The organism is Amycolatopsis solani (assembly GCF_033441515.1).
Lineage (GTDB): Bacteria > Actinomycetota > Actinomycetes > Mycobacteriales > Pseudonocardiaceae > Amycolatopsis > Amycolatopsis solani.
This window is the reverse complement of the sequence record NZ_JAWQJT010000001.1, coordinates 2,511,153-2,533,356: the sequence shown is the minus strand read 5'-3', so window position 1 is coordinate 2,533,356 and position 22,204 is coordinate 2,511,153. Positions and strand designations below refer to the sequence as shown.

Below are 22,204 nucleotides of genomic sequence, written 5' to 3'. Positions count from 1 at the left end.
AGTCTCAGTTCTGATCCCAACGCGCGGCGATCGGATGAATCTCCTCGCCAGACTGGTGGCAGATATCGACCTACTTCGCACCGATTACCCCTGCATTACGGAAATAGTGATCGGTTACGATCCCTCAGCACGTGCCGACCCTTTCGTCGCCGACCGGTCAGATGTTGTCACGTGGTTCATGGCCGGTTCAAGCGGGGCCGCGAATGTGCGTAATGAGTTGGCAATCCGATCGAGCGGAGACCTCCTGGCATTCCTTGACGATGACGTAACAATCGCGGAGACGTGGGGACTGGCCCTCAAGCACGCCGCGCACGGGGCCGCCGCCTTCTGGGCAGGCGCGATCGACGACAATGGCACCTCACCGTCCTCCGGCAGACTTCGTGAGCAGATCGGCAAGAAGGATTTCGGTCCGGTGATGAGGCCCTTGTCTTCGCAAGAACACGCTGCCGGCGCGAACTTGATCATCAGTCGAGCACTCTTCAACGAGCTCGGCGGATTTCGACCGATTTTCGGCGGGAGGAACGAGGACGTCGACCTTCACCGTCGAGCTAGCGCGAAGACGGCCGTCATGTGGCTCCCCGATCTACGAGTGACTCACCTGTTACCACAGAGCGAGGCCTCGTTCAACTGGCGCGCACAAGGTCAATCCGACGGGTTCGTCGACTGCGATCTTGTCGGCCGCGTTCGCCTTTGCAGAACCCTAATCGGCTTATTTCGTTGGATGGTCTATCCGACGCCACCGACCTACTCCGTAGGATACATGCAGGGCATGATGGCTCATCAACGGAGGCAGGCGGGTGATTGACGACCAGCAGAACTACGCCGACGCGTTGGCGTACGGAATTTGCATCGGCCAACCATCCCTGGGCCTTGACGACGGGTTCCGGGTCATCAACACAAGAAAGGGCAGACCGGCCCCACCAACCCACATTTCTGGTCTTCGGCAGACTCTGAATCTCATCTTGGGTCGAATCTGGATCCCTCACGAGTTCGCCTTCTCCCTATGGGATCTGACATGGAATTTGGACAAGTTCACACCCAATTACGATCAACTGCCGCCCACGTACTTTGATATTGCATTGTCCGCGAAGAACGGCACGATTTATCTGCCGCATGTCCCCGTGACGACAGTCGAATCATATCGCGCCTCCGTGACCAGGGCAGGATATGAATGGAGCCTTGGGGCGCGCGAAGTTGAACTGGTTCTCGATCGGTCGGATGCCTTTCCGTATTTTGGATTACCAACGATGCATCGTCGGCGGCGACTTGCGACACTAGAACGAAACGTGAACCGGTCGATTACAGAAGAGCTTCTCCAAATCATAACACCAGGGGAAGTGAAGCCGCTTCTGGATACAATCGCAATGATCGAAGCAGACAGCTGGAAGATCGACTCCAAGTATGCCGCAACTTCACGATTTAAACGTAGAGGGTTCCGTCACGTGGTATCTGAGGCGGCACAGCTTGGACTACTCCGCTCATCCACCCTACACTTGGACGACCGGCCGATCGCCCTGCATCTCGGCTTCGTCGGCGGAGGTGAGTACTCGTTCTGGTATAGCGTCTTTAATGAACATTATCGACGACAATCGCCAGGAATACTCCTACTCCTTCGAATACTAGCCACGCTTCCGACTGAAATATCTACGTTCAGCTTCTTGCGCGGCAATGAAAAGTATAAACATGCTTTCGGGCCACGAGAGATTCCACTAACAGACCTCGCATTCGCCAAAGAGAGAGATAGCGCCTGGATGCATTCCCGACTGGCGCGCGCTCGCAACTTACGCCCCGCCTTGGCTTCGCTTCTAAGGCCCGGAAATAGGTAACTCGTAAAGACGTGATAGCATAGACACAAGTCTTATAGCTCGTCGCATTGCACGAAAATTTGTCAGAGGAGTCCGGTGAAGTATCTAGCAATGTTTCCGGCCGGTGCCGATCGTGTCGTGATACAGGTGCTGGAGGGCAATAACGCGACGATCGTTCGTTCCGATGAGAGCAGCGTCCTTTTCACCACTCCGAAAGAGCTCAGCGCCGATCAACTTCTGTTCGCCAACAACGTGTTCGAGATCTTAGTCGTCACCAAGAGGAAGTCCATCGACGGGTCAGTCGAGAAACTAGTTCAGGCGCTCGGGGACAATTCGATTCCACGTTCTGGCACGTTCCGAACAATGTGTCACTTCGACGGGCGTCTAGCCCCAATGAGCCCGGCGTCCCGACGTACTTTGGAACGTGCGCTCGCGCGGCGAGGCGCGAAGTTCACACCCAGGGGAGGCGGGTCGGAGTTCTGGGTCATCGGGCGACGTGACTGGCCGGACGTGGTACTCGGACGACGGATGGATCTTGGACGTAAGGGCAAAGGCGCGAAAGGCGCCTTGTCCCCACAGATCGCATGGCTCCTCGCATCTCTATCGTCCCCGACCCCCTCAGACGTGGTCTTCGATCCATTCGCCGGCTCAGGAGCCATCTTGGAGGCGCGAGCGCGATGGAAGTACAGGGAGCTCGTCTACAACGACGCCGAGCATAACGATGCGAGCGCGAAATTGCGGCTCCGCAACCTTCGGAGTTTCCACATCGACGTGCTCGCGGGCGCACCGCCAGTCAAGAACGTCAACAAAATCATCACGGATCCGCCGTGGGGTGAATACGAGGAAGTCGGCATGCCTTACGCCGATTTCACCTCCAAATGGTGGCAGTCGACGGCGTCGTGCCGGTCACCAGGTGGCGGTTCGCTGGTGGTGCTGGTGAACCGTACCAACGAGTCGGCGCTGATCGAGGCGCTTTCGCGCCTAGACGTCGAGATAGAGAGGTCCGCTCCATTACTCATCAACGGTCACCCGGCGGCAGCCGTCTGCGGATCATGGCCCGCGCGATCTTGAAGTAGAGAGCGGCGACGGGGGGTGCCCACAGCAGCAATACGCACCGAGCGAGCCGGGCCCACGCTGCAGGTCGCCAGAAATTTCGTCTGAAGGTGGAACTCAATTGAGTGACGTCTGGCGGCTGAGGCATCCTCGTGACTCTCGACAATGCGTTCGCCTCAAGCCACCACCATGGGTACGCCGGGCGGTGGCTGTGTTCCGAGAAGACCTGACACGTAAGTGTCAGGCGATCACATTGGTATCGGTCTTGCGGCGGAGCCTGCGAATCGTTGCTGACCTCGGTCCAGATCGTTGATACCCGAGCAGATCGAGCCAAGCGCTCAATCGCCTGCGTCACATCGCGTGCGCCGCCCAGCGGCCATCCGTGAAAATGACAGGCTGCGACGGGCTGCCCCGCGGCAGCGGCAAGCAGAATGCTATTCCACGGTTCAGCGGCTGATACCAAGATCGGCACGTCGAACTGGCGCGCAAGTAATGTGAACCACTGCACCGCGCCGAGCAACTGGTACGAATCTAGCTGGTCGATCTCGTTGATCGCCTCAAAACCAGCGATAGCATCTGCGTCTGGTGATGCCAGAACTCCATCGATGATATTGGCCGATATCTCAGCGCTTGCGAAGAAATCAGATGGACATGCGAACGGCCCACCGCGTTCGACCGACAACGGACTTCCAGCCCAACCGTGAGAAGGATCTACGACCTCACGGGTGATACTCGCGTTAAGAAATTCGACATGGCTGTGGATGCATGGCATCAAGAGCACGCCCGCCCTCGTCGCCTCGCGAGCAAGCCTCGCGAAATGCGCCACGCGGTTCTGTATGTAGTCATGGACATCAACGCCTCGGTCGACCTCCCAGGGCGCGGCCCACACTCTGCAGAGCTCAAAACCCTGCCTACGCGCACAGACGAAAGCTTCGCGGTACCCCTCATAGCAAGGGGTCCCGTCATCGGTTATCCATGGAACGTTTACCCCGCGAGCAGAGGTCAGCTGGCCGTTCATCGGCTCGGACGCAGTCGGAAGTCGTTCACCGGTGCCAGCAGGAACTCTTCCGCCGTCCGTGTAGTGGAGTTCTCGATGCAGTATCGACCGCTCAGGGTCGGCGACATGAACGACAACGACGAAAGATGGCTCAGGAGGTGCACCGTGCCGATTCCGGCGTCCCGAAGTTGTCGTAATACCGGTCGCGAAATCCGTCCGTAAGGTGCGACGAACTCGTCGGGATCCCGTCCAGTCAAGTCACGGACCAGTCGGACCGCCCGGAGTGCGTCCTGCACAAGTTCTCTACGATTGTGAAGGGCGTTGCGTAGGTGAAGATGGCCATGCGGGACGAGAGTTCCGCCGAGATGCACGAAGTCCTCGATCTCCGAAACCGTTGCTAACGGTGCGTCCAGCAGTCCCTCAAGACGATCTCCCGTTAGCAGGCCCGTCGGGAGGGCGATCGAGACTTGATAGCCCCGGGCGAGGAGGTCTGCACCGAACGGCAACGCCGAAGCGTAGGCATCGTCGAGGTGTATGTCAACGTGGATTCCGAGCGACGTCGCCATTTCGAGATGATCGTTCGCGCGCGCTATTGACGTGAACCCAGGTGCCTGCGAAGTTCCCAACGCGTGAAGTACGAAGACCCGCCGGCCAGCGGAGCGGCGGCGGACGGAGTTAGTCAAGGCCTCTTTGATGCGGTCGCTGGCAGTCACTCGCGACTACTTCGGGCGGCAGCCTCGTCGGTGCGGGATCGAACCGAGGTGCGGCCGACGACTTCGACGACGGGGGCGAGAGTTTCGTCCCAGGTCAAGGTTGCCACGCTGGCACGCGCCACGATGTTGGCGTGTGGGTACTGAAGGTGCCGCGCGAGGGCAGCTGCGAACTCGGTCGGTTCATCGCAAACGGTGAAAAAGTCTGAGGTGAGGTCCTCAAGCCCGAGCGCGCCCAGTCGCGTCGCGACGACCGGCGTGCCAAGTGACAAGGCTTCGACGATCTTCAGCCGGGTACCACCTGCGGCTAGCAGTGGTGCAGTTGCCACCGCTGTCGTAGAGATGAACGGGACGACGGACACGACATCGGCGACGACTTCGATGCTGTCGCCCGCGAGTCGGAGCACCTCGTCCGACGGGTGTCGCCCAATCAGCTGGAGGCGGACGGACGGAATCTCAGCGACCACAAGGGGCCACACCACGGTCGCGAGCCACCGTGCGGCATCGATGTTCGGTCTCCACCCTAGGTTCGCCACAAAAACGGCAGTCTGTTCACGGTCGACGAGCTCGACTTCCAGGTTGGAGTGATTTGTTCCATTCCGCGCCACGACTGTGTGCCCACTCGACGCCCGACCTGTGAGCCGGTTCAGCAGTTGGGCGTCGTGATCGCTCACCACGAACGTGGCATCCGCAGCGAGGGCACCGGTACGTTCGAGTCGCCGAAGCTGCCAGCTCTCGTACCTTGCTGCACATCGTCGCATAATGTTGGATGCGGAGTCGGCGTATGAATCCATCAACGTATGCTCGACGTTGTGCATGTCGAGAAGAAAGGGATGGCCGACACCGAGTAGGTATGGGAGCAATTGCGAGTGCTCAACGATAACTAGGTCGGAGCGCCTGACCTCGGCCGCAAGTGCCTTGGCGACATGCGGGCGGTACCAGCGGATGCAGCTCAGACTGGCGGTGCGGAGGAATCGAAGGAGCGTAGGTAGGCTCGAGAGGGTGTCACCGGCTCGGTGCCGTTTTCTCGTCTGGCCGGACCCCACGACCCCCATCACAGTAGTTTCGTAGCGGCCGGTTTCGTCGAGGGTTCGTTTCAACGCATCAACACGGATGGCACCGCCGCTGCGCGGCGGGACTTCGACCTGCTTAGTGATCAGGAGGACGCGGAGCTTCAGACGGTTCACCGAGACACCTTCCGCCAGACTGCGTTCTTCGGACAACGATGCGGAACGGGACCTGGACAGTCATGTAGCATGCTGGCGACGATGCGAGCCATCGCGCGGGGAGGCAGGGTCTGCATTGCAATGGGCGCAAGAAGCGGACTCGGTCGGACGTCAGGTCTGAGCTGACCCGAGTATCGCAATGTCGCGTACACTGTGGTTGCTGCCATCGAGACGCACAGTTTCGAGCCTCGGCTGCTTCCGAGTATTAGCCACATCCAGTAGCCGAAATTGCCGACAGTGACGCGCCATAGTTTGTGTGCGAAGAATTGGCGTCCGAGGCGGCTTCGAAACAGCGCCGGTAGTTGTGGGAGGGCAGTCGAGATGAGGCCGTGCGCGATCCTCACTCTCCGCTCCCAGTGGTCGGCGGGCGCTGGCGCCGGCTCCTCGGAGTAAATTCGTCGGGATACGCCGGGGATAAGGCCTCGTTCGGCAAAGTCGATCGCGATTGAGATGTCATCGCAGATTGCATTGGGCGAGATCGGCCGGTAGTTGAGGCGCCTGAAGGCGAGGTACTCGCCGACAATGGCAAGGGTGGGATTCGCGGTCGATACGGTCGGTCGCGTTTTGAGGATGCGCTCATACAGCCAGAAGAAGCGGTCCTGGCTCGCAAGCTCTACCTTGTGGCAGGAGACCAGATCAACCGACCGGAGGTCTTCCGTCGTCTGGCTGAGCCATCCGTTGGGCCGGATCTTGCAATTTGCGTCCGTGACGATGCATACGTCGGCGCGTGAGGCTTTGACTGCCGCGTTGATCGCGGTAGCCTTGCCGTCCCTAGCCGTGTCGATGACGCGTACGTTTGGCCATGCGCGGTTGGCAGCGCTCGCGGTCTGGACGTCGCTCGCCACGACTGTGATTGCAGCTTCGCCTGAGTAATGCTCGAGCTCGTGGACACAGTCCAGTATCTTGACGCCGATAGTGGAATGCTCGAGGTAAGCGGGTATGATGATTTCGATGCTCGGTTGTTGACCTTGGCGAGCAGCTAAGTTCCGTTCCTTTAACCGAGGCCAGATGACCGGAAGTACTACTCCGGTGGCGAAGAGCGCGATCCCCCCGTATTGGCCCAGTCGTCGGATGTCCAACGAGTGAAACTCCCTTCGCTGCGCAAGTGGTGGCCATCCAGTCACTTCGTCCGCGTCGAGCACCTGCTGAGCGTCGGAGGAGAGCTCGGGCCCCACAACGCCGCTGCAAGCGATTCGGGAACGTGGGGCGGTCAGCGTCCTCATCCTCGACTTATTCCCACTCTTCCCGACTTCCCAGGGTACGACATTGGGGGCGGCCTGCAAACCACGCTCGCGTTCAGCGACCACAATACATACGTAGAGTTGCGCCCTGGGGTGGACATCTTGATTCCAGGTACCGATCAGAAGCGAGGACGTCCTGGCGTCGCCTTCGATGTGTCATGAGCAGTTCCAGTTCGATGGCATCGAGCTCGCTCTAAAACTGACAGAGGTTGTTGACAGTCTGAGTTCCTGATCAAGGGAGGCCCATGGCTGAGCGAGTGTGGAGTGAGAAGGGCCTGGTCAGGCGCGCGAACCGGCGCCTGGCCGTCCTGCGTCACGCCGAAGAGATCAGCGGCAACGTCGCGGCGACCTGCCGCTACTACGGCATAGGCCGCACCGTGTTCTACCGGTGGAAACGCCGCTACGAGGACGAGGGCCTCGACGGGTTGAAGGACCGCTCGAGCGCCCCGTTGCACTGCCCGACCATCACCCCGCCCGAGGTGGTCGAGAAGATCATCCATCTGCGGCAGCACTACCACTTCGGCCCGCTGAAGATCGAGATGTACCTGCGCCGCTACCACGACCAGGAGATCGGCCACTCCACGATCTACCGCATCCTCAAACGCCTGGGCATGAGCCGGCTGCCAGCGTCTCAGCGCTACAAACGCCACCAGCAGCGGTGGAAGCGGTATGAGAAGCAGCGCCCCGGCCACCAGGTGCAGATCGACGTCAAGTTCGTCGAGCCGATCACCGCCGACGCCGGCCGGAAGAAGCGGTACTACCAGTACACCGCCATCGACGACTGCACCCGCCTGCGGATCCCGCGCATCTACCCCCGCGCCGATCAGAAGCCCGAGATCCAGTTCACCGACTACGTGCTGTCCCGGCTGCCGTGCCAGGTCGAGAAGATCCAGACCGACAACGGCGCCGAGTTCCAGTCAGCGTTCCACTGGCACCTGGTCGACCAAGGCATCGGCCACGTCTACATCAGGCCCGCCACGCCGCGGCTCAACGGCAAGGTCTGTGAAGACTGGGGCCTGGTGCTGCGCCGAGCTGGTCTGACCCCGGCCAAGGTGTGACCCACGGGTAGTTCGTGGTGTCCTGCGTTCGATTTGTCGGCCCGCTCGGGCGCAGCACCGTATGCGCACCGGCCAGACGGGTCTGACCTGATAGGAGCTTGGATCAGAAGCCCCGTCACAGACCTGTCGCCCGTCCGGTCGGTTCGCCCATCCGCCAGCGCGAACACACCGGAGGAGCGAGTTCCAGCATGACAACTTCTACCACCCGTGTCATCGGCGGTGTCGACACCCACAAGCACACCCACTACGCAGCCGTGGTCGATGAGCACGGCCGGCTCCTCGGACACCGCGAGTTCCCTGCACGCGACCGCGGCTACGCCCAGTTGCTGGACTGGATCACAAGCCACCGTGTCGTCGCCGCGGTCGGTGTCGAAAGCACCGGGTCATTCGGGGCCACCCTGAGCAGGTTCCTCACCACCGCCAATGTCCGGGTTATCGAGGTCAACCGGCCAAACCTCCTGGCCCGGCGGATGGACGGCAAGTCCGACCGCCTGGACGCCGAGCAGATCGCCCGCGCTGTCCTGGGCCAGACCTCGACCGCAACCCCGAAGGCCAAGTCCGGCATCGTCGAGGTGATCCGCACCCTCCGGATCACCCGTTCCAGCGCGGTCAAGACCCGGACCCAAACCTTGAACACCCTGTGGGGAGTGATGATCGGCGCACCCTCGCCCTTACGTGACGACCTGGTGACACTGACCAAGAGGACCTTGATCAACCGATGTCTGCTGTTGCATCCCGAGACCGATGACGTCCTCACCCTCATCGACGCGCCCGCACGGCTGCTCACGGCCGGAGTGACCACGGCACTGCGTGATCTCGCCCACCGGTGGAAGACCTTGGACGAGGAAATCAAAACCCTCGACAAGCAGATCGAAGCGCTGGTCCGCGCCACGGTCCCGGAACTGGTCGAGCTTCACGGCGTCGGGATCGAGCTGGCCGGGCAGTTCCTCGTGACCGCCGGCGACAACGCTGACCGCATCCGCAGCGAGGCCGCCTTCGCCAAACTCTGCGGGGTCGCCCCGCAACCAGCCAGCAGCGGCCGCACCACCGGACGCCATCGCCTCAGCCGCAGCGGTGATCGCGCGGCCAACAGCGCCCTCTACATCGTGACCATCGTCCGGATGCGCCGCCATCAACCCACCCGTGACTACGTCGAACGACGGACAGCCGAAGGACTCAGCAAACGCGAGATCATCCGCTGCCTCAAGCGCTACATCGCCCGCGAGATCTACGCCCACCTTCCTCGAACAACACCCCACCCACAACCACCGCACCCCAATGCCGCTTGACGAACATAGGAGCATCGAGCGTTCCCACCGCATCGACGCCGAGGAGTTCTACCGCCTGCTCGACGGTATCGTCCTCGGCGACATCGGCGCCTTCAACGACAAGCTCAAGGACTGGGAGGACTACTACAACTACCACCGCCCCCACGGCGGCCTGGCCGGCCAGACCCCGTATGAGAGGCTCCTACAGAAGACCCAGTGTGGTGTGGCCGGGCGTGACGGACTGCACCGTTCGAGCGCCAGTGACGTCATCGCGGCGCAGCACAGGCCTACGTGGATAACGGGTGTGCTGCTGCCTCTGGTCGTTGACACCCTGGGATGGGGGTCGAGGGACGAATCGGTCGGCAATGTCATAGCTTAGTGAGAGCAGGGTGCTTGCACTGAGATAGCGCTACCTTGCAGGTATGTTGCTTTTTCCTGCTCGGTGAAACCCCGGTTCACAGTGCGACAGATCTTTTCAATCCCGCTCTGCACGTCAGGTAACGAGATTTCCCATAGTCGAACCGTGCGGTCGGTACTTCCGCTGGCGAGGGTATGGCCGTCCGGGCTGAACGCGAGCGATGTGACTACACCGGTGTGGCCAGTGAGGGTAACGCGTGTCTGGCCGGTGGCCACGTCCCAGAGCCGGATCGTGCGGTCGTTGTCGGCGCTGGCGAGGGTGTGGCCGTCCCAGCTGAAAACGAGCGAATGGCCGACGGCGTTGTAGAATGGGACGGATAAGCGAGTGGTTCCGGTGGCGACGTCCCACATTCGAACAGTGTTGTCGTCACTGGCGCTGGCGAGGGTACGGCCGTCCGGACTGAACGCGAGCGATGTGACTACACCGGTGTGGCCAGTGAGGGTAACGCGTGTCTGGCCGGTGGCCACGTCCCGGAGCCGGATCGTGCGGTCTATGCCGGCGCTGGCGAGGATGCGGGCATTACGGCTGAACGCGAGTGATATCACGTCGTCGGTGTGGCCGGTGAGTCTGGCGCGGATCTTGCCGGTGTGGGTGTCCCACAGTCGAACCATGTAATCGCGGCCGGTCTTGTCCTCGCCTACGTACCGGGGACGGGCTGCAGCAGCGAAGGTTTGCCCGTCAGGGCTGAACGCTAGCGCGCCGAGAGGCGCGTCATGGTCGCTTAGGTCGGCAAGGATCTTCCCTGTGGGAATGTCTTGCACCAATACTGTGCGTTTGCTGTCGATGGTGGCAAGGCTGTGACCGTCAGGACCGAGTGCCGATGGAGGATCCCAAACATTTCGGCTGGCGTCGCTGGTAAGCGTGGCGCGGGGTTGCCCCGTAGCGGCGTCCCACAGACGCGCCGTGCTAAGGCTGTCGATGCTGGCGACTGTGTGCCCGTCGGTGCTGAATCCTACGGATGACACTGTCGTGTCGTGACCGGTGAGGGTGGTGCGTGTCCGGCCGGTGGCCACGTCCCAGAGCCGGATCGTGCGGTCGCTGCTGGCAGTGGCGAGAGTGCGGCCGTCGGGACTGAAGGTCACAGGGTGATTACGCCCTTGTGGCCTGTGAGGCTGGCAAGGGATCTCCCAGTGGCCGTGTCCCACATCAAGACCCTGTTGTCGCTGCTGGTACTGGCGAGGGTGCGCCCGTCGGGACTGAATGCTACAGATCTCACCATGACGGCTTGGCCGGTGAGGTCGGCGTGAGTCTGCCCCGTCGCGACGTCCCACAGCCGCACGGTTTCGATGTTGGGCGTGCCTGCTAACGTCCTTCCGTCGGGACTGAATGCCACCGGCGTACCCACTGTCACGCCGGCGCCAGTACCGGGAAATGCGCGGGATTGCCCGGTGGCAACATCCCACAGTCGGGTGTCGCCACCGCCAGTGACGAGGGTGCGTCCGTCGGGGCTGAACGCGACGCTGTTCAAAATGCCGCCGTAACGATGGTCAGACCAGGTGGCGCGAGGCTTGCCGGTCTCGGTCTCCCAAATTCGAATCGTGTTGTCAGTGCTGACGCTGGCGACGATGCGTCCGTCCGGACTGAACGCTACCGATTCCACGGGGCCGGTGTGACCGGCCAGGATGACCGTGGTGTCACCGGTCGAGATTTTCCACAACCGCAGCGTGTCGTCGGAGCTGCTGCTGGCGAGGACGTGTCCGTCTGGACTGAACGCGACATCGGTCACAGCACCGCTATGGCCGACAAAGGTCGCAACAGGTTTGCCGCTCTTGGTCTCCCACAGCCGAACCGTGTTGTCGCCGCCGGCGCTGGCGACGATGCGCCCGTCTGGGCTGAACGCTACCGAGTTCACATCGTTGGTGTGCCCAATGAGTCGGTGGCGCAGTGGTAACGCGGCGGCAGCGTAGAGGCTGGCGACGGCTTGGTTTGTGTCGCTGGTCCGGTAAGCCTGAACAGCGAGAAGCGAAGCCGTGTCGGGGTCGCTGTCAAGCAGCGCGTTCGACGCGGAGGCGAGCTGGCGTGACAACGCCACGGCCTGCGCAGCCACCGCAGACTGTCGTTGTGTCCAGGCGATCGCAGTGGCTGTAAGGGAGACAACGACCAATGTGATCAGGGCGATGTTGTTTAGACGCAGGCGGCGCATCCGGGACTGTTGGTGGCTGCGGCTCGCACGCACGTACGCTGTGATATCCCGAGGCACCGAACGCTGCGTCGACCAGTCCAGCCCTTCGGCTAGGTCGGTGCCGTGCAACAGGTCGTCAGGGTCACGGCGTTGCGTCCAATTGCTTTGGTGTTCACGGGCACGGCGTAGCCAGTCCTGGAATCGATGGTCTTCGCTAATCCAGATGCGCAAGGTAACCCAGTTGTGGATCAGGGCGTCGTGGACCAGTTCAGCTACCGGAGTCCTGCCCCGCTCTGTGTCGCCATGGGCGTGGGTGTGGCGGGCCGTAATGATCCGGTTGGTAGTCAACATGTCGAGGACATCGTCGGGCAATTGGTCGTCGATCCCATCTGCTCTGGCGACCTTCTGGTCGGGCGCCGCTAGCTCGTGCAGGACTACGATTGGCAACTGCTGCCGGACCGCCGGAATGTGGCGTTCCTCGTCGGCTGGGCGTACCAGGGCAGTCAAGATCCGTTGCGCAGTATGCCGTTGTGTCGGTGACAGCCTCTCGATCACGTTGTCGCACCACGTAGTCACGGCGCCCGCGACAGCGCCAATCCGTCGGTAGGCGTCGTGGGTCATAATGCTGCCTGAGCGTCGATGCCACAGTTGCTGCAAAGTCAGCTCAAGTAAGGGCAGAACGGTGACCGGCGCTTGGCTGGTGGTTGCTGTGGTTCGGTCGACGGCTAGTACGTCGCTAATAATTCGCTCTGGCAGGTTATCTTCATGGCGCAGGCCAGCCAGGTCGGCCGGTTTGACGATGATGTCACGCAGTTCCTCCAGGCTCAACGTTGCTGGAATGTTGACCAAGCCAGGTTTCAGCAGTTCCAGCAGGTCCGGCGCGTGGGCGGCTAGGCGGGGGTAGAAGTCGTCTCGCATTACCAGCACGATGGTGAGTTGGGCGGTGGCGATGAGTGCGGTGATCTCGTCAATTGCCGACTGTAGGGCGTGCTTGTCGGTTTCGGACGGTGTCAGCATTTCCTCGAACTGGTCTACGACCAGCAGTAGTCGAGTGCTGGGTGACTGGCCACTTAGGCGGCTCTCGATCGCACTCCTAATCGATTCGTCGGTCGGAGCCGGGGTGGGTCGATCGCCGCGGAAGTCCTCAAGTAAATCTTGGCCGGGTCGGGTGATGATGGTCCGCCAGCTGTCGCTGCCGGGGATCGCGCCGTCGGCGAGTGCGGGCAGCACGCCAGCCCGCATAAGGGAGGATTTTCCGGCGCCAGATGGGCCTAGTAGCAGTGTGGCGTGGGAATCGTTGTCCAGCCCGGCCAGCACCGCACGGATTGCGGCGGCTCGCCCATGGAACCAACGAGCATGCTCCGTGGCAAAGATTTCTAGTCCGCGGTAGGGGCATTCCTGCGTGTCCGCCCGGCGGCGCGGGCGCATGGCGACGAGGTCTTGCTGCATCTTGGTGTGCCGAGCTTGCCAAGACGCGAGGTTGGGGTTGTTGTCACCGGTGTGGCGTGCGCAGGCGAGCACGAAGGTCTTGACGAACTCCCAATTTGGTGGTCGCTTTCCATTCAGGAGTTCGTTGATCGTGCGATGGTCGTACGGCTTCCCGACCTTGCTGAACAGCCGCGCTAACTCGCGCATCGACGGCGCCCCGGCTGTGGCGTGCAGCTCCTGTAACTGCCTTGCGAACGCCTCCCAGACGGAGTCGTCGCTGTTGGGCTGCACGCCGGCTCCTTCAGATCCAGGCATGTCTCTAAGCCTACGGCGAACGCCTGCCCAGCGGGCGGTGAGCGAGCAGCTGTCTGGAAGCCGTCTGGGGTTCTCGCCAGCCAGAAAGGCAGACAGGTCACATGGTCTCCACCAGGCAAGACGCGACCATCGGAGATCCCATGAACAATTGGCTTGTAGCAGCGCTAATGACCGCAGGACCACCTCTCTTCGGCTCGTTGATCAGCCGGATGATCTGGCTCGCAGGCCTCCACTGCATCCTCAGAGAAACCGAGCCTGCAGACCGGTCAGCGCTCCTGCGCGCCTACGCCGTGTGCCAGCCGGCTGCTGCGCCGCGCCCCAGTCAATTGCTCTCTCGGCCGTTACAAACGCCACATTCGGCACGAAAGGTCAATGAGGGGGCGACCCGATGACCGGTTGAGTGGTGCGGCCCAAAGGTGGGCACGGTTCCCACCAGTAGTAGCGCCGCGGCGCTTCTATCCGGCTGCATGAGCGGGTGTTCGTGGCAAGATCTCAAGGACACGTTCTCGTGTCGGCAGCGGCGTACGCACTTAGCCGCGGCCGGATCATCGATGCGAACGCAGCTCAACCAACGCGATGTAACGAAGGGCTCCGGCCTTGCGACCACTTGGCGCGATGCTCCGGCGGCGGGTGAAGCCCGGCTGTTGCCCGCGGGAGTCAGCCGCAGCAGGCCCGTCGGCTGGCCGGGCGTGCCCGCACCCGGCGCGCGGTGCTCCTCGCCGCCGGCCAGTGGCCCGGCGCGAACTCGAACTGAGCGTGTCGAGTCGCCGGCGGCGAGGTCTCACGACGGACGCCTTCGGCCACCCGGAGTTCCGTGACGTGGTAGCGACCAGCCGCGGCCGCGGTGCGGCGACTCGCCCTCGTAACGTCGCGCTGCGGCTTCCATGCCCCGACGGTGCAGTCGCCGCTGCCGATGCATCCCGCCGACCACAGACTGACCGGGTCGCTACGCATGCTCATGCCGCAGAGCGTGCGACTCGGCACGCCACACTCGGCAGCTCAACGCGGGTCGGCCTCGAGACTGTCGTCCCTCGCCACGTTGGGGCTCCGGCAGTGGACGAGGGACATTCGACTCGATACTGCTGAGCTGGCTCCAGACCCGAGGTCGTTCGCCGATCACACGGCTGTTCGAGACGAACGCGGCCAGTCCTCTCACTAATTTCACTGGGGCATAGTTGGGGCAAGCCTCTGTCCGGAACTGCTCTCAACCGCTCTGAAGTGCACGCGGCTGCCCCAAACTGCCCCCAGCCGACCTGCGGATTCACCAAAACTGCAGGTCAGACGACCATGCCCACCTCACTCGTAGTGATGGGGTCATCAGCGCTGTTCTAGCTGGTCAAGAACGTACCCATCAGTCGCCGACTCGAACTCGTCAGCGGTCATCGCCAGGTCCCGAACGACCCACTCCGGCCAGCGCAACGAGAAGCATCCGCTGACATCGGCTCGACAAAAGAACCCGGACCTTCGGAAGTCATCGATAACACTCGTCGACGCCGGTCGGCCGCACAGAAGCCACCTCCACACCGGCGACACGAAGCACGGCAGACCCCCGTCACGCGCCGGAGTCGTGTCCAGCCATGAGCCAACGATCGACGCGGGGCCGACGCAGTGCGTACCGGAGGCACCAGTGCACCGCGAAGCCGCGCCCGTACAGCCCCGCCGACGACCATCAGAGCTGGCCGACAGCGTCACCAGGGCAGCAGCAGCAGCCGGGCAGACCCACGGTTTGGACGATCGTCAAGATAGACACTAAGTCACCCCTACTCCCGGGTAGCAAAAAGCCTAGGTCTGTGACCTGGGCTTTGCTTCCCCGCTTGGACTCGAACCAAGAACCATCCGGTAGCTGCTTCGACGTGCTTCACCTGTGAACCCTCGGACCTATCGATCTGGCAGCCGTGTGTCTCCACAGGCTCTCGAACGCGGAGTCAGAGGCGTCACGCCTCATCCGCCAGGAGCACCGCCATGCAAAGCATTCGCACTACACAGCGACAAGGAACCGATTTCCCAGAATTTCGCATCGATGTACAATTTATTGAAGGAAGCGCTGGCGAAGAACTGCAGAATAACTTGGTCTCGACTGTTCGAACTCTACTACGTTGGGCCTCGAGAAAAACCAGCGACGGTACGGCCAGCAGCGGGGAGGCGGCATAGTGGCAGACGTGGACTCTTCTTTCACTTCAGGTCCATCCGGCCTCTCGGACTACGCGGTATCACCGCTCGGGATGCCGACCGCTCTCCTGCGCGGCGAAGTACGAGTTGCGTTCCTGGGCCGAACCTCCACTGAGGACCAGCAGGACCCACGCCAGTCCTTGATACGTCAGCTCGGTAACTGCAAAAACTCTATCCCGACCTCCTGGGTCATTGTTGCCCACTTCTACGACGTCGAGTCGGGCCGTATGAACTGGACCGCCGAGGTCAAGGGTCCGGCTATGAACGCTTCGACATCCCGATCGCCCGTGACGGCGGCATCGCCGACCTCCGGGCCGAAAGCAGGAGGCAGGACCGCCGGTTCGACGTGGTCATCTGCGAGAGCATCTCTCGCGTCGCACGGCGTGCCTTTGAAGGCCTGTCGATCGAGCGGGCTCTCGAACAGGCAGACGTTCCGCTCTTCGCCTCCAATGAGCCGATCACGCTCTCCGGCAGCCGCGCCCAGCGGATCCTGCAGCGGCGCATCAACCAATCCGTAGCCGAGTACGAGGTCCTCAACACCCTCGAGCAGTCCTGGGGCGGATTGTGTACTCATGTCCGCGACGGCTGGAACATCGGCAAACCGCCATACGGGTACCGCGCTAAGACCTACCGGCACCCCAACCCGACCAAAGCCGCCAAAGGACAGACCAAGACGCGCCTCGAACCCGACGGGCGATGCGGCGAGACCGTCACCCAGATCGCCGCGTGGCGCCACCACGAGGGCCTCGGCTACATCACGATCGCAGACCGGCTGAACACCGACCTCGAGAAGTATCCGCCTCCAACGCCGCCGAACCCAGATCGCGCCCGAGGACACTGGGGCAAGACCAGCGTCTACGAGATCCTCTGCAATCCGAAGTACACCGGGTACCAGGTATTCAACCGCCGGGCCAGCCGCTCGCGACATGGCAAGGTCAACGACCCCATGCTCTGGGTCTGGTCACCCGAACCGGTCCACGAGCCGCTGATCCCGAAGTGGATGTACGACGAGATCGCCGCCGGCCGGCGCCCGCGGCGACACGCCATCGAGGTCGGCCACCGGATGAGCAAGCACCCCCAGGCACGCCGAAAGTACCTGCTTCGCGGAATGGTGGTCTGCGATTGCGGCCGCCGCATGTTCGGCTGCCGACGGCGCGGCACGACCTCGTACTACCAGTGCAAGCCCGACAAGAACAACAAGACGCAGGCCAGCCACAGTGTCTACGTCCGCGAAGACGGCATCCTAGACGCGGTGACCAGCTTCTTCGCCGAGCGGATTTTCGGCGAACACCGGCGCGCCACCTTGGCTGCCGAACTCAGCAGCGTTGACGACACCGCTGATCGTCAGCGGCAAGCTGACGAAGATCGCCTGAAGCAGACCGTGGCGAACATCGAACGCCGTCAGGCCGCGGTCCTGCGCCAAGCCATGGACGGCGCCCCGGACGACCCCTTCACCAAAGCCCTGCGGGCCACCTACAACGAGCTCGATACGAAGAAATCAGCCACCCAGGCGGCGCTGGCCGCCAACGCGAAGACCATCGAGACCGACCGGCCCGCGCCCGCGAACCTGAAACTGCTCGACGCACTGCCCTACTTGGCTGCCCACCTGCTCGAAGCCCCGGAGGACCTTCTGCGACCGCTCTTCGAGGTCACCCGCCTGCAGGTTCGGCTGCACGGCGCGCGGGCGGCCGCGCGACGATCAGCATTCACCTGCCCGCCGACCGGCTGGCCGACGTCGCGGACGCGGCCAGCGGGCTGGCCAGGACAGACGACGAACGTGCGGATTGCGTACGTGCCCCCGACGGGACTCGAACCCGCACTGAATCGATTTTAAGTCGACTGCCTCTGCCGATTGGGCTACGGGGGCACCACACACTCTAGGTCACGCCGTCAGTTCAGGGTCCACGACTGGTTCGCCGCGCCGGTGCACGTCCAGATCTGCAGCGGCGTTCCGTCCGCTGAGCTGGGCCCCGTCGCGTCCAGGCACTTGCCTGACGTCGGGTTCACCAGCTGAACTCCCGAACGGGTCCACTGCTGAGCCCCCGTCCCGTTGCAGTCGTACAGCTGCACCCGGGCCCCGTTCGCCGTCCCTGCCGAGGCCACGTCCAGGCACTTGCCCAACGCTCGCAGCGTCCCGCTGGACGATGTCCACTGCTGGGCGTTCGTCCCGTTGCACGTGTACAGGTCCACCGCCGTTCCGTTGGCCGACGACGCTCCTGCCACGTCGACGCACTTGCCGCCGTAGCCCGTGATCGTGCCGGCCGAAGACTGGGGTGGGGTGGTCGTCGCGTTGAAGATGCGGGAGTACGCGTAGCCCGTTGCGCGGTCGTAGTCCTGGAGTTCCCAGAACGACAGCTCCGCTACTCCATTCGAAGCCGCGAAGCTTTGCAGTTGCTGGGCGTCGGACTGGCTGAACTGGGCGCCGTCGTCGTTGCGGCCGGCTATGGGGGTCAGGCCCATCATCGCGTAGGCCGCTGACGTCGAGATTCCGTACAGGCTCGCCAGCTGGGACGCCGATGCTCGCGCGGCCGAGAGGGCGTCGCCCAGGACGGGCTGGCCGTCGTAGAAGTCCATCACCATCAGGTTCACGACGCTGACCTTCACGCCCTTGCTCTTCGCGTCGCGCAGCAGGTCGAGCTCCTTCGACGGCAGGCCCGTCGGGTCGACCGCCAGCGTGTAGTCGACCTGGACCGCCGGGTTCTGCTGCTGCAGCGCCGCCAGTGCGGAATTCCGGCGCTGGTTGGACGCCGTGTCGTTCAGGACGCCGCCTTCGATGTCGAAGTCGAGGCGGGGGGTGCCGTAGGTGTTCACCACGTTCGCGTACGCCGCGGTCAGGTTCGCCGTGTTCGTGCAGGTCTGGGCCAGTTCGCCGCCCTCCGCGCCGCCGAAGGACGGGATCACGTTGCCGCCCGCGGCCTGCAGGGCGCTGATCTGGGACTTGAACGAGCCGACGCCGGTGCCGTTCGCCTCCCAGACCGGGGTGCAGCCGGACTGCGGGGTCAGGAACGCCAGCGTGAAGAACTTCGTGCCGGTGGCGTTCATGTCCGCCGCCATCTGGCCGGCGTCGGCGTCGCTGATCTGCAGGTACGGCGCCGCGTAGTGGGCCGGGAACGCCGGGGTCGCCGCGGCCGCCGTGGACGGGATCGCGATGGCGGCCGCGCTCAGCGCCATCGCGCCGAGTGCGGCTCTGGTACGGGAAAAGGGCATGGGGGAGCTCCAAGGGACCGGGAGGGGAGGGAGCCGGAGCGGACTTATTCCGCGTTGTGAAGAAAGGGTTTACCCGCTCGTCCGCCCGGTTGTCCAGACCATGTCGCTCACCGGCACACAATCGCCTTTTTCCGGCAATACGCCGGAATCCGCCCCTATTCGCCGATAATGCCGCCGTCGAGCAACCCGGGACCGCGCTCGCGGCGCCAGTCCTCCGAACGACGCCGGCGCCGCTCCTGCTCGCGGCTGATCCAGTCGCGCCCTTCCGCGGACACCGCCTCCAGGACGTGCAACGCGCCGGCGATCCCGGACACCTCGAGCGCGATGCGCTGGAGCGCCGTCTCGCTCTCGAGGCTGGAGTCGGTCAGGCCGTCGAAGCTCTCCGCCACCACCGAAATCTGCTCGCCGCTGACCAGGCTGAGCCGCAACGCGCGCCGCCGCAGGGATTCCGTCTGCAGGAGCGTCGCCTGGTCGCCGCTGAGAATCTGGTAGCGCCACCCGTCGGCGTACCGGACGCCGACCTCGGCCACCCGCGCGGCGGCGAGCGAGGTGTACTGGAACGACGTCCGCTGCTCGTTGTGCACGTTCCCGGTGAGGAAATCGAGTTCGACTTCGATTTCGCGCACGCCGCTTTCGGACAGCAGGAAGATCAGCACGACGTACCGCGAATACCGCATCGGGCCGTGGATCACGCGCGCCCGCAACGCGTTCGCCGCCCCCTCGGTCATGACCACGTGCGTGACCAGGTCCCGGTTGCTCAGCGCGTGCCGGCGCAGCGCCTCGGTCTTCAGGAAGGTCTTGTCCAGGTCGAGCCAGCGCGCCATTTCCGCGTCGTCCGGCCGGTCGCGCAGGACCGCGAGCCAGTCCGCGTAGCCCCGCTCCTCTTCCTCGAGCAGCTGCCGCCCGCGCACCTCCTCTTCGGCTCGGTGCCGCCGGTCCGCGACCACCCTGGTGACGCCCTTCAGCGCCAAGAGCCCGCCCAGCGCCAAGAAGACCGCGGCCACGGCGAAACCACCCTGACCACCCAGCATCACGAGCGCGGCGAAGATCGTCGCGCCGAGCCCGATCCGGTGGACGGCGACCACCGTGCCCGACGGCCGCAGTTCCCGCCGGTAGTCGAACAACGTCCCCGCGCGCCACTGCGCCGCCACCCGCTTGGCGTGCCACCGGATGAGCCAGTCGACGGCGTTGGCCTCGACCTGCGCGTTGCCGAACAGGGCCACGAAACGCCACTTGTAGTACTCGCAGAGGCCCCTGGTGTCGTTCAGCCAGCTGCCTTCGACGTGCGGGCGCGCTTCCCAGAAACGCGTCTCCACCAGCTTGTGGATCCGCTGGACGAAGTCCGTCCGCACCCAGTGCCCCGGCGAGACGGCGGCCTGGTACTGCAGCGGGATCCCGTGCTCGCGGTCGCGCTGGGCGAGCCGGCGCAGGGCCAGTTCCCGTTCCGCGCCACCCCAGAACGCGGCCGCGACGCCGCCCGCGAAGAGCAGCAGCGCGGGGATCGCGATGGCGGGGCGGCCGGTGCCGAAGCTGCCGGCGAAGGCGACCAGGCCGATCAGCACGCCGAGAACGCCGAGCGCCGGCTTCAGCCAATCGGCCGTCGAGAGCGCCGTCGCCTGCGTGGTGAAGTACCGCGGCGCCGCGGGGTCGGGCTCGAAGAACTTCCACGCCCGGCCCGCGCGGTCCGGCTGCAGCCGTTCTTCGCGGACGCGCTGCGCGTCCTCGGCGTCCAGGCTGTCCTGCAACGCGCCGCCGAGGACCATGGCGAGGTGCCGGGTGATCTCGCCCTGCCGGTCCTTGGGCAGCTCGCGGAAGTTCGAGAGCGCCTTGGCGAGATCCGTCGAGTCGAGCGTCTCGCCGATCTCCTGCCGCCACACGCAGGAAATCAGCTCCCACACCACGTTCAGCGCGGTGCGCCAGCCGTCGTCCGGGAATCGGCGCGCGGTCAGGTCCGCGGCCCGGAACCGCAGGTAGACGTCGTCGCCGATCTCGTTGAGCGAGCGTTCGCTCAACACCGAGAGGGCGTAGTAGTACGCGAGCCGGGTCGAGGCGTCGCCGTGGTGCAGGAGGTCCTGGAAGATCGACTCCGCCATCCGGGACGTGCCGCCCTGCAAGTGGTTGAGGGCCACCTCGAACTTCCGCTCCGGCGGGTCCGACTCGTGGATGTGGTAGGTCGTCTCGTTGCGGTGGAAGGTGCCGCCGAAGATCGCACCCACCTGCTGCTCGACGTGCGCCTGGCCGCTCGCTTCGTTGGTGTTGCGCATGCCGGGGAAGTCCTGGGGGAACGTCATTTCCGGTCTCCTCGCTGCGGCCCGACGGTCAAGTCGCCGTACACGGCGCCGATCTGCTGCCCCACCCGCGCGTGGTCGGTGGCGAGGTTGAGGTTGCTGAACCCGCGCGACTCCCCCGACGGCTCGGCGGGCGCCTCCGCGTCCTCGTCGTCGATCTCGGCGATGAGCGCTTCGGCGAAGGCGGCCGCGTTGCCGGCCGCGACCGGCTGCCAGCCCGCTTCGTCGGTGACGTCCTTGACGCCGCCCGCGTGGTCGCTGACGCCGCGGACGCTGATCGCCGGGAGGTCGTCGTTGAGGTGGCCCGCCAGCGCGAAGCCGGCGCTCTCCATTTCGACCGCGACGGCGTCGGTGTAGTTCTCGTGCAGCCACCGCGCGACCTCGGACGTCCGCGAGTCGAGCACGACCTCGCCGGAGGCGACGGGCTCGAAGTGGACGCCGGGGCGGCCGCCCGCCGGCACGGCGGCGCACCACTCGCCCGCGCGCCCCACCGACCGCGCGAGCTCCAGCAACCGGTAGGACGGCGTCCACGCCTGCGGGCTGCTCCGCATGCCGCCGTCCGTGCTGCGGCCGCCGTGGTAGGCGTAGACCTTGGTCGCCACGACGACGTCGCCGAGCCGGGTCCAGTCGCGGAGCCCGCCCGCGACGCCGACGAACACCATCGCGGCCGGCGAAAACTCCGCCACGGCGCGCTCGGCGACGGCGGCGGCCGCGGCGTTGCCCGCCCCCACCAGCCCGAGGGCGACCCGGCGCCGGCCGAGCTGCCCGACGTGGAACAGCGTGCCGGCCCGGTGTGCGCGGACCGTGGCGCCGGTCATCCGGTCGAGCACGGCGGAACGCTCGACCTCCAGCGCGGTCAGGACGACGATCACGCGATCACCACTTCCCCGCGTTCCACC

18 protein-coding genes, 1 tRNA gene and 1 pseudogene are annotated in these 22,204 nt (G+C 64.1%); 8 read left to right on the top strand and 12 right to left on the bottom strand.

Features of this window, described 5'->3' with window-relative positions:
* Positions 1-34: 34 nt before the first annotated feature.
* The 3 genes from SD460_RS12570 (at position 35) to SD460_RS12560 (ending at position 2,876) form a co-directional block, all read left to right on the top strand.
* A complete protein-coding gene (locus SD460_RS12570; protein WP_290050337.1) occupies positions 35-805 on the top strand; it encodes a glycosyltransferase family 2 protein in 771 nt (256 codons plus the stop codon).
* Complete coding sequence (locus SD460_RS12565; RefSeq protein WP_290050335.1) at positions 798-1,826, top strand: GNAT family N-acetyltransferase; 1,029 nt, start codon at positions 798-800, stop codon at positions 1,824-1,826. Before SD460_RS12570 ends, SD460_RS12565 begins: the two co-directional genes overlap by 8 nt.
* A gap of 75 nt (positions 1,827-1,901) precedes the next feature.
* Positions 1,902-2,876 carry a TRM11 family methyltransferase gene (locus tag SD460_RS12560; protein WP_290050333.1) on the top strand — a complete coding sequence of 325 codons (975 nt, stop codon included), beginning with the start codon at positions 1,902-1,904 and terminating at the stop codon, positions 2,874-2,876.
* On the opposite strand, the gene SD460_RS12555 is transcribed toward SD460_RS12560, so the two are convergent.
* The 4 genes from SD460_RS12555 to SD460_RS12540 all read right to left on the bottom strand — a co-directional run bounded on the left by SD460_RS12555 (position 2,824) and on the right by SD460_RS12540 (position 6,933).
* On the bottom strand, positions 2,824-3,540 hold the full coding sequence (locus tag SD460_RS12555; RefSeq protein ID WP_290050331.1) for a hypothetical protein: 717 nt from the start codon (positions 3,538-3,540) through the stop codon (positions 2,824-2,826). The two genes, SD460_RS12560 and SD460_RS12555, sit on opposite strands and share 53 nt — an antisense overlap.
* Before the next feature lie 332 nt (positions 3,541-3,872).
* Entirely contained in the window at positions 3,873-4,421 is a 549-nt protein-coding gene (locus SD460_RS12550) for a polysaccharide deacetylase family protein (protein WP_318306177.1), read from the bottom strand.
* A 143-nt stretch (positions 4,422-4,564) separates the two neighbouring features.
* Entirely contained in the window at positions 4,565-5,752 is a 1,188-nt protein-coding gene (locus tag SD460_RS12545; RefSeq protein ID WP_290050328.1) for a glycosyltransferase, read from the bottom strand.
* Complete coding sequence (locus SD460_RS12540; RefSeq protein WP_290050326.1) at positions 5,749-6,933, bottom strand: glycosyltransferase; 1,185 nt, start codon at positions 6,931-6,933, stop codon at positions 5,749-5,751. Before SD460_RS12540 ends, SD460_RS12545 begins: the two co-directional genes overlap by 4 nt.
* 344 nt (positions 6,934-7,277) lie before the next feature.
* On the opposite strand from SD460_RS12540, the gene SD460_RS12535 reads away from it, so the two are divergent.
* The 3 genes from SD460_RS12535 (at position 7,278) to SD460_RS12525 (ending at position 9,737) form a co-directional block, all read left to right on the top strand.
* Positions 7,278-8,090 (top strand): helix-turn-helix domain-containing protein, encoded by an 813-nt coding sequence (locus SD460_RS12535; RefSeq protein ID WP_290050324.1) that lies wholly within the window; start codon positions 7,278-7,280, stop codon positions 8,088-8,090.
* A gap of 188 nt (positions 8,091-8,278) precedes the next feature.
* Entirely contained in the window at positions 8,279-9,379 is a 1,101-nt protein-coding gene (locus SD460_RS12530) for an IS110 family RNA-guided transposase (RefSeq protein WP_290050323.1), read from the top strand.
* Entirely contained in the window at positions 9,369-9,737 is a 369-nt protein-coding gene (locus SD460_RS12525) for an integrase core domain-containing protein (protein WP_290050321.1), read from the top strand. Before SD460_RS12530 ends, SD460_RS12525 begins: the two co-directional genes overlap by 11 nt.
* Here the strand turns inward: SD460_RS12525 and SD460_RS12520 are convergent.
* Both SD460_RS12520 and SD460_RS12515 read right to left on the bottom strand, forming a co-directional pair.
* Complete coding sequence (locus SD460_RS12520; RefSeq protein ID WP_290050319.1) at positions 9,734-10,858, bottom strand: WD40 repeat domain-containing protein; 1,125 nt, start codon at positions 10,856-10,858, stop codon at positions 9,734-9,736. The two genes, SD460_RS12525 and SD460_RS12520, sit on opposite strands and share 4 nt — an antisense overlap.
* Positions 10,855-13,617: an nSTAND1 domain-containing NTPase gene (locus tag SD460_RS12515; protein WP_290050317.1), complete on the bottom strand. Its 2,763-nt coding sequence runs from the start codon at positions 13,615-13,617 to the stop codon at positions 10,855-10,857. Before SD460_RS12515 ends, SD460_RS12520 begins: the two co-directional genes overlap by 4 nt.
* Before the next feature lie 703 nt (positions 13,618-14,320).
* Here SD460_RS12515 and SD460_RS47090 point away from each other — a divergent pair.
* A complete protein-coding gene (locus tag SD460_RS47090; RefSeq protein WP_498371737.1) occupies positions 14,321-14,395 on the top strand; it encodes a hypothetical protein in 75 nt (24 codons plus the stop codon).
* 1,620 nt (positions 14,396-16,015) lie between these two features.
* Here the strand turns inward: SD460_RS47090 and SD460_RS47085 are convergent.
* Entirely contained in the window at positions 16,016-16,549 is a 534-nt protein-coding gene (locus tag SD460_RS47085; protein WP_290050316.1) for a hypothetical protein, read from the bottom strand.
* On the opposite strand from SD460_RS47085, the pseudogene SD460_RS47080 reads away from it, so the two are divergent.
* Positions 16,529-17,008: pseudogene (locus SD460_RS47080) on the top strand (recombinase family protein); the annotation flags it as partial. The gene SD460_RS47085 and the pseudogene SD460_RS47080 sit on opposite strands and share 21 nt — an antisense overlap.
* Before the next feature lie 45 nt (positions 17,009-17,053).
* On the opposite strand, the gene SD460_RS12505 reads toward SD460_RS47080, so the two are convergent.
* From SD460_RS12505 to SD460_RS12485, 5 genes are all read right to left on the bottom strand, one after another.
* On the bottom strand, positions 17,054-17,233 hold the full coding sequence (locus SD460_RS12505) for a hypothetical protein (protein ID WP_290050315.1): 180 nt from the start codon (positions 17,231-17,233) through the stop codon (positions 17,054-17,056).
* Positions 17,234-17,603: 370 nt separating this feature from the next.
* Positions 17,604-17,677, bottom strand: a tRNA-Leu gene (locus tag SD460_RS12500).
* Between the two features lie 23 nt (positions 17,678-17,700).
* Positions 17,701-19,017 carry a lectin gene (locus SD460_RS12495; protein WP_290050313.1) on the bottom strand — a complete coding sequence of 439 codons (1,317 nt, stop codon included), beginning with the start codon at positions 19,015-19,017 and terminating at the stop codon, positions 17,701-17,703.
* Between the two features lie 155 nt (positions 19,018-19,172).
* A complete protein-coding gene (locus SD460_RS12490) occupies positions 19,173-21,308 on the bottom strand; it encodes a hypothetical protein (RefSeq protein ID WP_290050312.1) in 2,136 nt (711 codons plus the stop codon).
* Complete coding sequence (locus SD460_RS12485) at positions 21,305-22,177, bottom strand: 5'-methylthioadenosine/S-adenosylhomocysteine nucleosidase family protein (RefSeq protein ID WP_290050310.1); 873 nt, start codon at positions 22,175-22,177, stop codon at positions 21,305-21,307. The genes SD460_RS12490 and SD460_RS12485 overlap by 4 nt, the downstream gene beginning before the upstream one ends.
* Positions 22,178-22,204 lie beyond the last annotated feature (27 nt).

Excerpts from the sequence above, each read along its gene's own strand:
- SD460_RS12525 (WP_290050321.1), top strand. The coding sequence starts at position 9,369 with ATGCCGCTTGACGAACATAGGAGCATCGAGCGTTCCCACCGCATCGAC.
- SD460_RS12550 (WP_318306177.1), bottom strand. The coding sequence starts at position 4,421 with ATGGCGACGTCGCTCGGAATCCACGTTGACATACACCTCGACGATGCC.
- SD460_RS12535 (WP_290050324.1), top strand. The coding sequence starts at position 7,278 with ATGGCTGAGCGAGTGTGGAGTGAGAAGGGCCTGGTCAGGCGCGCGAAC.
- SD460_RS12530 (WP_290050323.1), top strand. The coding sequence starts at position 8,279 with ATGACAACTTCTACCACCCGTGTCATCGGCGGTGTCGACACCCACAAG.
- SD460_RS12490 (WP_290050312.1), bottom strand. The coding sequence starts at position 21,308 with ATGACGTTCCCCCAGGACTTCCCCGGCATGCGCAACACCAACGAAGCG.
- SD460_RS12495 (WP_290050313.1), bottom strand. The coding sequence starts at position 19,017 with ATGCCCTTTTCCCGTACCAGAGCCGCACTCGGCGCGATGGCGCTGAGC.
- SD460_RS12570 (WP_290050337.1), top strand. The coding sequence starts at position 35 with ATGAATCTCCTCGCCAGACTGGTGGCAGATATCGACCTACTTCGCACC.